General features: G+C 55.5%; 5 protein-coding genes, 2 tRNA genes and 4 rRNA genes (1 of these 11 running past the window's edge). 7 read left to right on the forward strand and 4 right to left on the reverse strand.

The window, feature by feature from the left end:
- The 6 genes from PSH79_RS00615 to rrf (PSH79_RS00640) all read left to right on the forward strand — a co-directional run.
- Positions 1 to 225: ribosomal RNA gene (locus PSH79_RS00615) — 16S ribosomal RNA — on the forward strand; it begins 1,311 nt to the left of the window's first position.
- 82 nt (positions 226 to 307) lie between these two features.
- Positions 308 to 384 (forward strand) — tRNA-Ile (locus tag PSH79_RS00620).
- A gap of 31 nt (positions 385 to 415) precedes the next feature.
- Positions 416 to 491 (forward strand) — tRNA-Ala (locus tag PSH79_RS00625).
- Positions 492 to 741: 250 nt separating this feature from the next.
- Positions 742 to 3,635 (forward strand): 23S ribosomal RNA (locus PSH79_RS00630).
- 150 nt (positions 3,636 to 3,785) lie between these two features.
- Positions 3,786 to 3,901 (forward strand): 5S ribosomal RNA (rrf, locus tag PSH79_RS00635).
- Positions 3,902 to 4,006: 105 nt separating this feature from the next.
- A 5S ribosomal RNA gene (gene rrf, locus PSH79_RS00640) occupies positions 4,007 to 4,122 on the forward strand.
- Together the 16S, 23S and 5S rRNA genes with 2 tRNA genes alongside form the textbook arrangement of a ribosomal RNA operon.
- A 111-nt stretch (positions 4,123 to 4,233) precedes the next feature.
- Here the strand turns inward: rrf (PSH79_RS00640) and PSH79_RS00645 are convergent.
- The 3 genes from PSH79_RS00645 to PSH79_RS00655 all read right to left on the reverse strand — a co-directional run bounded on the left by PSH79_RS00645 (position 4,234) and on the right by PSH79_RS00655 (position 8,327).
- Positions 4,234 to 6,738: a TonB-dependent siderophore receptor gene (locus PSH79_RS00645; RefSeq protein ID WP_305440737.1), complete on the reverse strand. Its 2,505-nt coding sequence runs from the start codon at positions 6,736 to 6,738 to the stop codon at positions 4,234 to 4,236.
- A gap of 87 nt (positions 6,739 to 6,825) precedes the next feature.
- The gene (locus PSH79_RS00650; protein ID WP_305440738.1) at positions 6,826 to 7,827 is read right to left on the reverse strand and encodes a FecR domain-containing protein; all 1,002 of its coding nucleotides are present in this window, start codon (positions 7,825 to 7,827) and stop codon (positions 6,826 to 6,828) included.
- Entirely contained in the window at positions 7,827 to 8,327 is a 501-nt protein-coding gene (locus tag PSH79_RS00655; RefSeq protein ID WP_305440739.1) for a sigma-70 family RNA polymerase sigma factor, read from the reverse strand. Before PSH79_RS00655 ends, PSH79_RS00650 begins: the two co-directional genes overlap by 1 nt.
- Positions 8,328 to 8,630: 303 nt before the next feature.
- Here PSH79_RS00655 and PSH79_RS00660 point away from each other — a divergent pair, with 303 nt between their 5' ends.
- The gene (locus tag PSH79_RS00660) at positions 8,631 to 10,511 is read left to right on the forward strand and encodes a methyl-accepting chemotaxis protein (RefSeq protein WP_305440741.1); all 1,881 of its coding nucleotides are present in this window, start codon (positions 8,631 to 8,633) and stop codon (positions 10,509 to 10,511) included.
- A 147-nt stretch (positions 10,512 to 10,658) separates the two neighbouring features.
- On the opposite strand, the gene PSH79_RS00665 is transcribed toward PSH79_RS00660, so the two are convergent.
- Positions 10,659 to 11,126, reverse strand: a complete 468-nt coding sequence (locus tag PSH79_RS00665; protein WP_305440742.1) for an SRPBCC family protein — start codon at positions 11,124 to 11,126, stop codon at positions 10,659 to 10,661.
- Positions 11,127 to 11,144: the final 18 nt, after the last annotated feature.

Below are 11,144 nucleotides of genomic sequence, written 5' to 3' on the forward strand. Positions count from 1 at the left end.
AACTCGACTGCGTGAAGTCGGAATCGCTAGTAATCGCGAATCAGAATGTCGCGGTGAATACGTTCCCGGGCCTTGTACACACCGCCCGTCACACCATGGGAGTGGGTTGCACCAGAAGTAGCTAGTCTAACCTTCGGGAGGACGGTTACCACGGTGTGATTCATGACTGGGGTGAAGTCGTAACAAGGTAGCCGTAGGGGAACCTGCGGCTGGATCACCTCCTTAATCGACGACATCAGCTGCTCCATAAGTTCCCACACGAATTGCTTGATTCATTGAAGAAGACGATAAGAAGCAGCCCGAAATTGGGTCTGTAGCTCAGTTGGTTAGAGCGCACCCCTGATAAGGGTGAGGTCGGCAGTTCGAATCTGCCCAGACCCACCAATTTTGTGTGGGAAACGCCTGTAGAGAATACGGGGCCATAGCTCAGCTGGGAGAGCGCCTGCCTTGCACGCAGGAGGTCAGCGGTTCGATCCCGCTTGGCTCCACCACTACTGCTTCTGAAGTTTTGAAAGCTTAGAAATGAGCATTCCATCAGTGTGATGATGAATGTTGATTTCTAGTCTTTGATTAGATCGTTCTTTAAAAATTTGGGTATGTGATAGAAAGATAGACTGAACGTTACTTTCACTGGTAACGGATCAGGCTAAGGTAAAATTTGTGAGTTACTCTGAATTGAGTATTATCGAATTTTCGGCGAATGTCGTCTTCATAGTATAACCAGATTGCTTGGGGTTATATGGTCAAGTGAAGAAGCGCATACGGTGGATGCCTTGGCAGTCAGAGGCGATGAAAGACGTGGTAGCCTGCGAAAAGCTTCGGGGAGTCGGCAAACAGACTTTGATCCGGAGATGTCTGAATGGGGGAACCCAGCCATCATAAGATGGTTATCTTGTACTGAATACATAGGTGCAAGAGGCGAACCAGGGGAACTGAAACATCTAAGTACCCTGAGGAAAAGAAATCAACCGAGATTCCCTTAGTAGTGGCGAGCGAACGGGGACTAGCCCTTAAGTGGCTTTGAGATTAGCGGAACGCTCTGGAAAGTGCGGCCATAGTGGGTGATAGCCCTGTACGCGAAAATCTCTTAGTCATGAAATCGAGTAGGACGGAGCACGAGAAACTTTGTCTGAATATGGGGGGACCATCCTCCAAGGCTAAATACTACTGACTGACCGATAGTGAACTAGTACCGTGAGGGAAAGGCGAAAAGAACCCCGGAGAGGGGAGTGAAATAGATCCTGAAACCGTATGCGTACAAGCAGTGGGAGCAGACTTTGTTCTGTGACTGCGTACCTTTTGTATAATGGGTCAGCGACTTATTTTCAGTGGCGAGCTTAACCGAATAGGGGAGGCGTAGCGAAAGCGAGTCTTAATAGGGCGTCTAGTCGCTGGGAATAGACCCGAAACCGGACGATCTATCCATGGGCAGGTTGAAGGTTGGGTAACACTAACTGGAGGACCGAACCGACTACCGTTGAAAAGTTAGCGGATGACCTGTGGATCGGAGTGAAAGGCTAATCAAGCTCGGAGATAGCTGGTTCTCCTCGAAAGCTATTTAGGTAGCGCCTCATGTATCACTGTAGGGGGTAGAGCACTGTTTCGGCTAGGGGGTCATCCCGACTTACCAAACCGATGCAAACTCCGAATACCTACAAGTGCCGAGCATGGGAGACACACGGCGGGTGCTAACGTCCGTCGTGAAAAGGGAAACAACCCAGACCGTCAGCTAAGGTCCCAAAGTTATGGTTAAGTGGGAAACGATGTGGGAAGGCTTAGACAGCTAGGAGGTTGGCTTAGAAGCAGCCACCCTTTAAAGAAAGCGTAATAGCTCACTAGTCGAGTCGGCCTGCGCGGAAGATGTAACGGGGCTCAAACCATACACCGAAGCTACGGGTATCACCTTCGGGTGATGCGGTAGAGGAGCGTTCTGTAAGCCTGTGAAGGTGAGTTGAGAAGCTTGCTGGAGGTATCAGAAGTGCGAATGCTGACATGAGTAACGACAATGGGTGTGAAAAACACCCACGCCGAAAGACCAAGGTTTCCTGCGCAACGTTAATCGACGCAGGGTTAGTCGGTCCCTAAGGCGAGGCTGAAAAGCGTAGTCGATGGAAAACAGGTTAATATTCCTGTACTTCTGGTTATTGCGATGGAGGGACGGAGAAGGCTAGGCCAGCTTGGCGTTGGTTGTCCAAGTTTAAGGTGGTAGGCTGAGATCTTAGGTAAATCCGGGATCTTAAGGCCGAGAGCTGATGACGAGTCATCTTTTAGATGACGAAGTGGTTGATGCCATGCTTCCAAGAAAAGCTTCTAAGCTTCAGGTAACCAGGAACCGTACCCCAAACCGACACAGGTGGTTGGGTAGAGAATACCAAGGCGCTTGAGAGAACTCGGGTGAAGGAACTAGGCAAAATGGCACCGTAACTTCGGGAGAAGGTGCGCCGGTGAGGGTGAAGGACTTGCTCCGTAAGCTCATGCCGGTCGAAGATACCAGGCCGCTGCGACTGTTTATTAAAAACACAGCACTCTGCAAACACGAAAGTGGACGTATAGGGTGTGACGCCTGCCCGGTGCCGGAAGGTTAATTGATGGGGTTAGCTAACGCGAAGCTCTTGATCGAAGCCCCGGTAAACGGCGGCCGTAACTATAACGGTCCTAAGGTAGCGAAATTCCTTGTCGGGTAAGTTCCGACCTGCACGAATGGCGTAACGATGGCGGCGCTGTCTCCACCCGAGACTCAGTGAAATTGAAATCGCTGTGAAGATGCAGTGTATCCGCGGCTAGACGGAAAGACCCCGTGAACCTTTACTATAGCTTTGCACTGGACTTTGAATTTGCTTGTGTAGGATAGGTGGGAGGCTTTGAAGCGTGGACGCCAGTTCGCGTGGAGCCATCCTTGAAATACCACCCTGGCAACTTTGAGGTTCTAACTCAGGTCCGTTATCCGGATCGAGGACAGTGTATGGTGGGTAGTTTGACTGGGGCGGTCTCCTCCTAAAGAGTAACGGAGGAGTACGAAGGTGCGCTCAGACCGGTCGGAAATCGGTCGTAGAGTATAAAGGCAAAAGCGCGCTTGACTGCGAGACAGACACGTCGAGCAGGTACGAAAGTAGGTCTTAGTGATCCGGTGGTTCTGTATGGAAGGGCCATCGCTCAACGGATAAAAGGTACTCCGGGGATAACAGGCTGATACCGCCCAAGAGTTCATATCGACGGCGGTGTTTGGCACCTCGATGTCGGCTCATCACATCCTGGGGCTGAAGCCGGTCCCAAGGGTATGGCTGTTCGCCATTTAAAGTGGTACGCGAGCTGGGTTTAGAACGTCGTGAGACAGTTCGGTCCCTATCTGCCGTGGACGTTTGAGATTTGAGAGGGGCTGCTCCTAGTACGAGAGGACCGGAGTGGACGAACCTCTGGTGTTCCGGTTGTCACGCCAGTGGCATTGCCGGGTAGCTATGTTCGGGAAAGATAACCGCTGAAAGCATCTAAGCGGGAAACTTGCCTCAAGATGAGATCTCACTGGAACCTTGAGTTCCCTGAAGGGCCGTCGAAGACTACGACGTTGATAGGTTGGGTGTGTAAGCGCTGTGAGGCGTTGAGCTAACCAATACTAATTGCCCGTGAGGCTTGACCATATAACACCCAAGCAATTTGCGTCGAAAGGCCAAGTTGCGGTGTGTGAAGACGAAACGAACCGAAAGTTCGATGTTCACAAACACCGAAAGCTGTCACATACCCAATTTGCTGAAGCGAGACCAACTAGTCACGACTCAGTACCCGAATTTCTTGACGACCATAGAGCGTTGGAACCACCTGATCCCATCCCGAACTCAGTAGTGAAACGATGCATCGCCGATGGTAGTGTGGGGTTTCCCCATGTGAGAGTAGGTCATCGTCAAGATTAAATTCCGAAACCCCAATTGCGAAAGCAGTTGGGGTTTTGTTTTAGTAGAAGTTCCTATTTTTGCTGGCTTGTTACCGTGTTGACGGGCCAGATACAGAATTTCTTGACGACCATAGAGCATTGGAACCACCTGATCCCATCCCGAACTCAGCAGTGAAACGATGCATCGCCGATGGTAGTGTGGGGTTTCCCCATGTGAGAGTAGGTCATCGTCAAGATTGAATTCCGAGACCCCTGTCTGCTAACGCAGACAGGGGTTTTCTCGTTTAACGGCTTGCTAAAAGTAGACGGTCAAACAACTTTGCGAGCCTTGCTGATAAGGTAATGGCTTAGAATTGGTAGCTGACTGTCGCGGCCACGTTGCGCTCTTCGCCCATGTAGCAGAAGTTCAGGCTGGCGCAGGAGGCCACGTAGGACTCGTTGGTCAGATTGTTCGCATTCAGGCGTACGTCAACGCCCTTCAAACCGACTTTGCCCAGGTCATAGCCGATTGAAGCGTCAAACAATGTATAGGACGGCACCTTCAGGGTGTTTTCAGCATCCGCCCAACTGTAGCCGACATAACGCACACCACCGCCCAATCGCAGACCATCGAACGCCGCGCTGTCGAACTTATAGTCAGCCCACAACGACGCCATGTGCCGAGGCGCCTGTGTCGGCGAGTTGCCTTTGTTTTCGATCACGTCGGTCGCTGTGCTCAGCGTGCTGACCATCGACTTCGAGTATTCGATGTCAGTGAAGGTGTAGCTGCCGAGGACTTCCAAGTTATGGGTCAGTTGCATGTGCGCTTCCAGCTCCACGCCTTGGGAGCGGACAGCGCCTACAGGCCGATAGAAGTTTTCCTGCGGCAGTTTGGTTGCCAGGTTCTCCTGATCGATGCGGAATAGCGCCGCAGTGAACAGGTTGTCAGTTCCCGGTGGCTGATACTTCAAGCCCACTTCCCACTGTGTGCCATCGGTCGGCGCTAACGGGTTACCCGTGCTGTCGGCATAGGAGTTAGGGTTGAACGACTCGGAGTAGCTGATGTAGGGCGCCAAGCCGGTATCGAACAGATACAACGCGCCTGCGCGGCCAGTCAGTTTGGTGCGTCGGTCGTTGATTTCTGTGCCTGCCGGACGCCCAGCTTCAGCAATACGGTTCTCGTCAGACGTCTCGACCCAATCCTGACGCAGGCCCAGCGAGAAGCGCCATTTGTCCATCTCGATCAGGTCTTGCAGGTAGACGCCGGTCTGCTCCAGGCGACGCCGATAGCTGGTCGCGCCGTACATATCGATCGCCGAGTTGCCATAAACCGGGTTAAAAGCGTTGATCGGAGCGAGCCCGCCGCTGGTCCAGTCGACCACGGTTTTGCGCCGCTGATAATCCATACCCATCAGCACCGTGTGCTTGGTCGCACCGGTGAAAAATTCGGCCTGAAGCATGTTGTCGACGATAAACGCATGCAGGCGTTCATCACCACCGGTGTAGTAGCGATTCAGTTCGTTACTGGTCGGTGAACTCCAGCCATAGGCGTAGACCTGATCAATGTTCACTTTGGAGTCGAGATAACGGAAGTTCTGTCGCGCCGTGAAGACATCGTTGAAGCGATGTTCGAACTGATAGCCGAATGACTGCTGATCACGAGAAAAGCCATCGATACCCGGCTCGCCTTCAAAGAAGTGCGACGAGATCCGGTTTCCGTTGCGCTGATGGATCGTGCCGTCGGCCGGCACGCCCCCGTGGTAACCGCCATCTGGGTCGTGTTGCAGATACGCCTGCAAGGTCAGCGAAGTGTCTTCACTGAAATCAATGCTGAGGGTCGGCGCGAGGGCGAAGCGTTTCTCTTTGTTGTGGTCGAATTGCGTGTCGGACTGATCCGTCAAACCGGTCAGACGATAGGCTATGCGCTTGTCGTCATCGACCGGGCCGCTGAAGTCAAAACCGACACCGCGCTGTCCTTGCGTACCGACGGTGGCTTGTACCTGATGGTAAGCATCGTAAAGAGGTTTCTTGCTGGTCAGTGCCACCAGCCCGCCCGGTGAGCTACGCCCGTACAAAACCGACGACGGGCCTTTGAGAATATCCACGCGCTCAAGGAAATACGGATCGACCTGCATGGTGCTGTAGGTGCCGCTGTCGCCCATCGACTTGAGACCGTCGAGGTAGAGGTTATCCACCGACCCGTCGTTGAAGCCGCGCATTGCCACGTAGTCGTAACGGTGCGTGGCGCCATACGGGTTGGTCAACACGCCCGGTGTATAGCGCATTGTCTGGGAAACCGTCTGCGAGCCTTGGTCGTCCATTTGCTCACGAGTGACCACAGACACGCTTTGCGAGGTTTCCAGCAGTGCGGCACTGGTTTTGGTGGCAATCTGGCTGTGGGTGGCGTTGTAGCCGTCCATGCTGCCCAGTGCGTTACCGAGCGCAAAGCCTCTGATATCCGTGGTCGGCAAGGCCAGCGCTTCGGTTTCGGCCACCGGATGCAACACATAGCTGCTGCCATCCCGACTGACCGCTTCCAGACCCGAGCCGCCGAGCAAATGACTCAGCGCTTGATTGGTCGAATATTCACCTTGAACCCCCGGTGATTGCCGGCCCTGAATTTGCTGTGGCGTCATCGACAAGGTGATGCCGGCTTGGCGTGCAAACTGATTCAAAGCTTCGCCTAACGGCCCGGATGTGACGTTGTAGCGTTGGCTGACCCCACCGCCACCGATACTGGCCGCCATACTCCAGGCAGGCAGTAGACCAACGCCCAATGCAGTAGAAAACAACGCGGCCCGAACCGCGTGGCGCAACAAGCCCGATTCGACAGTGAAATTCAGAGGGTTCTTACAGGTGGCGCGAACAGTCATTGTGGGTTTCCGTAGTAAGTCGCGAAGGCTGAGTAGACGTGCTTACTGACTAAGCCGGACTTGCTGCGAAAACCCGCCAAAATAAATTCAGGACACACGTTCCAGGGTCACCCACCAGCGGGTGCGATAACGCAGTTGCACCGGCAGGGTCTGCGGCAGGATCGCCAGCAGCTTGTCGGTATCCTCCAGACGGAAGACGCCGGACAAGCGCAAATCAGCCACGTCCGACGCGCAGTTCAGAAAACCCTGACGATAACGCCCGACTTCGCGGAGGAAATCGCCCAGGCGCATGTTGCGTGTGACGATCAAGCCGTCGGCCCAGGCGCCGAGATCCATATCCAGCGGAGGTGCCCGACGTACTTGATAATGATCAATCAGATAGCTCTGTCCCGCGATTGCTTCAATCGAGGTGTCGCCGGAGCGAATGGCGACACGGCCGCTGGTGACACTCAGCCGCATGCAATCGCTGTCCTGACGCAGGATGAACCGCGCATTCTGTGGTTCGTAAACAGCATGCCGACTGTGTATTTGCAGCGGCCGATCGGATGAAGTCTCCTCGTCGGCACCGCCACAGGTGACGATGATTTCGCCGCGGGTCAGTTTGATCAACCGTTGCTGCGCCGTGTAAGCAAGATCCACCGCGCTCGCGGTGTTTAGTTCGATCCGAGTGCCATCCGGCAACTGAATGCCGCGACGCTCGCCAGTGGCCGTGGCGTAATCTGCGCTCCACTGCTGCCACGCCGAAGTGTCCTTGGCCAGCCATGCGGCGGAGCCCATCAACAACGCGCCAGACAGAAGCTTCAACGCCTGGCGTCGACCCAAACCCTGCGCACTGTTTTCCAGGGTGTTGAATGCCACTTGCGCACCGGGAACCGCGCGCAGGTTGTTGCTCAATTCGGCTTGCAGCGACTGCACCCGTTGCCACGCCAATTCATGCTCGTAATGTTCGGCGCGCCACTGTTCACACTGACGGTTCAAACGCGAATTACCGTGGTTGTTGCGCAGCCGCAGCAGCCAGTGAATGGCCTGTTTAACCACGTCTTGTCGCGGCGCGGCGCGTCGGGCGAGAGAGGCGTTATCCACAGGCATCAGCTTGTGTACCGCAGCACATAGCAGTGGTACAGCGCATCGGCGACGTAGCGTTCCACCGAACGCAGAGACAAGCCCATCTGCTCGGCAATCTGCTTGTGGGTCAAGCCTTCGCACTGCGCCAGGAGAAATGCCTGACGCACTTTCGGTTTCAGTCCTTCAAGCATGCGCGCAATGCTTTCCAGCAACTCGATCACCAACGCGCAGGCTTCGGCGCTCGGCGTTTCGGCTTCGGGGAGATGGGCGATAGTTTCCAGATAAGCGCGTTCGATCTCTTCACGGCGCCATTGATCGATCACCAGGCCACGCGCAATGGTGCGCAGGAAGGCGCGGGGAGCTTTGAGTTCGAGGCGTTCGGTGCGTTGCAGCAGACGCACGAAGGTGTCCTGCGCCAGATCCGCCGCATCCGCTGCGTTGCCCAGCCTCGAACGCAGCCAGGCGTTGAGCCAACCGTGATGACTACTGTAGAGCGCCTGTACTGCAAACTCAGGGGAAGACATGAACGCGAACGTCACAAATGATAATTAGTCGCATTGTCATCAAGGGTTACAGAATTTGCAACTGTCGCCAGGGCATTAGACAAAAAAACTGTGCCGCGGACGCTCTAGCACGCCGTTCGGCGGGAATCGTCCGCAAATGCCATCCATTTCCCGCACAGCCCTAAGATTTCTCCGACTCGTGCCGACAGACTGGTGAGACATGCGTGCACCAAATCAGAGCAGCCAGAAGAACGCTGCCTGCGCTGTACATGGAATGTTGCATCCCGGAACGCATCCCCACTTTTGCATAAGAAGTCCCATGAAATGAATCTCAAGTTCAGCCATAAAATCCTGTTGGCCGCCTCGGGCGTCGTGGTCCTGGCTTTCGCTTTATTCACCCTCTACAACGACTATCTGCAGCGAAACACCATTCGCCAGAACCTCCAGTCCTCCGTGCAGCAGGCCGGTGATCTGACCGCCAGCAGCGTGCAGAACTGGATGAGCGGGCGGATTCTGGTGTTGGAAAACCTTGCGCAGAACGTTGCTCATCAGGGCAAGGACGCCGATTTCCCGGGCCTGGTTGATCAACCGGCCTTCACCTCGAACTTCCAGTTCACCTACGTCGGCCAGGCTAACGGTGTATTCACCCAGCGCCCTGACGCGAAGATGCCGGACGGTTACGATCCGCGTCAGCGTCCTTGGTACAAGCAAGCGGTCGCCGCCGATAAAACCATGCTGACGCCGCCTTACATGGCGGCGGTCGGTGGTCTGGTGGTGACCATCGCCATGCCGGTGAAAAAGAACGGCGAACTGCTCGGCGTGGTCGGCGGTGACCTGAGCCTGGAAACCCTGGTAAAGATCATCAACTCGGTGGACTTCGGTGGCCTCGGCCACGCGTTCCTGGTTAGCGCCGATGGTCAGGTGATCGTCAGCCCGGACAAAGATCAGGTGATGAAGAACCTGAAGGACATCTATCCGAACTCCAGCGTACGCATCGAGAAGGGCAACCAGAACGTGCTGCTCAACGGCCAGGAACGCATCCTGTCGTTCACCCCGGTCAGCGATTTGCCGAATGCTCAGTGGTACATCGGTCTGTCGATTGATCGTGACAAAGCCTACGCCGCACTCAGCCAATTCCGTACCTCGGCACTGATTGCCATGTTCGTTGCGGTGGGCGCAATTGCGCTGCTGTTGAGCCTGTTGATCAACGTGTTGATGCGTCCGCTGACCACCATGGGCCGCGCGATGCAGGACATCGCTCAGGGCGAGGGCGATCTGACCCGTCGTCTGGTCGTAGAAAGCAAAGACGAATTCGGCGAACTGGGCAGCTCGTTCAACCAGTTCGTTGAGCGGATTCACGCGTCGATTTCTGAAGTGTCATCGGCAACCCGGCAGGTTCATGACCTGTCGCAACGGGTGATGGCGTCGTCCAACGCTTCCATCGTCGGCTCCGACGAGCAAAGTGCGCGCACCAACAGCGTGGCTGCCGCGATCAACGAACTGGGCGCCGCCACTCAGGAAATCGCCCGCAACGCCGCCGATGCTTCGCAGCACGCCAGCGGCGCGAGCGAGCAGGCCGATGACGGTCGCCAAGTGGTTGAGCAAACCATTCTGGCGATGACCGAGTTGTCGCAGAAGATCAGTCTGTCGTGCACCCAGATCGAAACCCTGAATGCCAGCACTGACAACATCGGCCACATCCTCGATGTGATCAAAGGCATCTCGCAGCAGACCAACCTGTTGGCGCTCAACGCCGCGATCGAAGCGGCCCGCGCTGGTGAAGCCGGGCGTGGTTTTGCGGTGGTGGCGGATGAGGTGCGTAACCTTGCCCATCGCACCCAGGAATCGGCGGAAGAGATCCACAAGATGATCACTTCGTTGCAGGTCGGGTCGCGTGAGGCCGTGACCACCATGAACGCCAGTCAGGCGTCCAGCGAGCAGAGCGTTGAAGTGGCCAACCAGGCCGGTTTGCGCCTGGTCAGCGTGACCCAGCGCATCGGCGAAATCGACGGCATGAACCAGTCGGTGGCAGCCGCCACTGAAGAGCAGACGGCGGTGGTGGAAACCCTCAACGTTGACGTTAATCAGATCAACCTGTTGAACCAGCAGAGCGTGGCCAACCTCAACGAAACGTTGAAGGATTGTGATGCGTTGTCGCAGCAGGCCAATCGCCTGAAGCAACTGGTGGACAGCTTCAAGATCTGACCTGAAGTCAGACCGCGTTATCGTTCATCGCGGGCAAGCCCGCTTCCACAGGGTTCTTGGCGAACACGAAATTTGTGACCGACTTGGACCTTGTGGGAGCTGGCTTGCCAGCGATAGCGGTGGCTGAGTCACCGCCAAACCAATGCCTTAAACAAAAATCTTCAACACATTCCCCATCGCATCATCCGCAAACCCCTGCACAAAATCCTTGAACCCCGGCAACGCTTCGGCCCCACCGCTGGCAGGCTCGGCAACGATCGTCCAGGTCGCCCGCGACTTCCCCGCACCCAACGACTCCACATTCATCGCCGCCCACAGATTGGCCACGCCCAAGGTGTTGTAGATCGTTGTCCAGGTCATGCTCCGCGCATGCTCATCGCGGGAGTTGAGTTGCTCGACCACTACGTTGCCGTCCTTGAAGAATTTCTTGCGCAGCGAGGACACGCCCTCGCCGGTCAATTCAATGTGCGACAGCGCCGGGATGAATTGATCGAAACCGCCGAAGTTGCCGACCACTGCCCAGACTTGCGCGGCGTCCATCGGCACCTCTACCGAAGATACAACGTGGCAGCCGTGAGGGTTTTTGATCAAGGTGTCGGGTTGCAGAGTGCTCATGGTGTTGCTCCTTTGTGA

The sequence above is a fragment of the Pseudomonas sp. FP2196 genome (assembly GCF_030687715.1).
Classification (GTDB): Bacteria; Pseudomonadota; Gammaproteobacteria; order Pseudomonadales; family Pseudomonadaceae; genus Aquipseudomonas.

What these genes read in the sequence shown, in the direction of transcription:
- PSH79_RS00645 (WP_305440737.1), bottom strand. Translation starts at nt 6,738, where the DNA reads ATGACTGTTCGCGCCACCTGTAAGAACCCTCTGAATTTCACTGTCGAA.
- PSH79_RS00650 (WP_305440738.1), bottom strand. Translation starts at nt 7,827, where the DNA reads ATGCCTGTGGATAACGCCTCTCTCGCCCGACGCGCCGCGCCGCGACAA.
- PSH79_RS00655 (WP_305440739.1), bottom strand. Translation starts at nt 8,327, where the DNA reads ATGTCTTCCCCTGAGTTTGCAGTACAGGCGCTCTACAGTAGTCATCAC.
- PSH79_RS00660 (WP_305440741.1), top strand. Translation starts at nt 8,631, where the DNA reads ATGAATCTCAAGTTCAGCCATAAAATCCTGTTGGCCGCCTCGGGCGTC.
- PSH79_RS00665 (WP_305440742.1), bottom strand. Translation starts at nt 11,126, where the DNA reads ATGAGCACTCTGCAACCCGACACCTTGATCAAAAACCCTCACGGCTGC.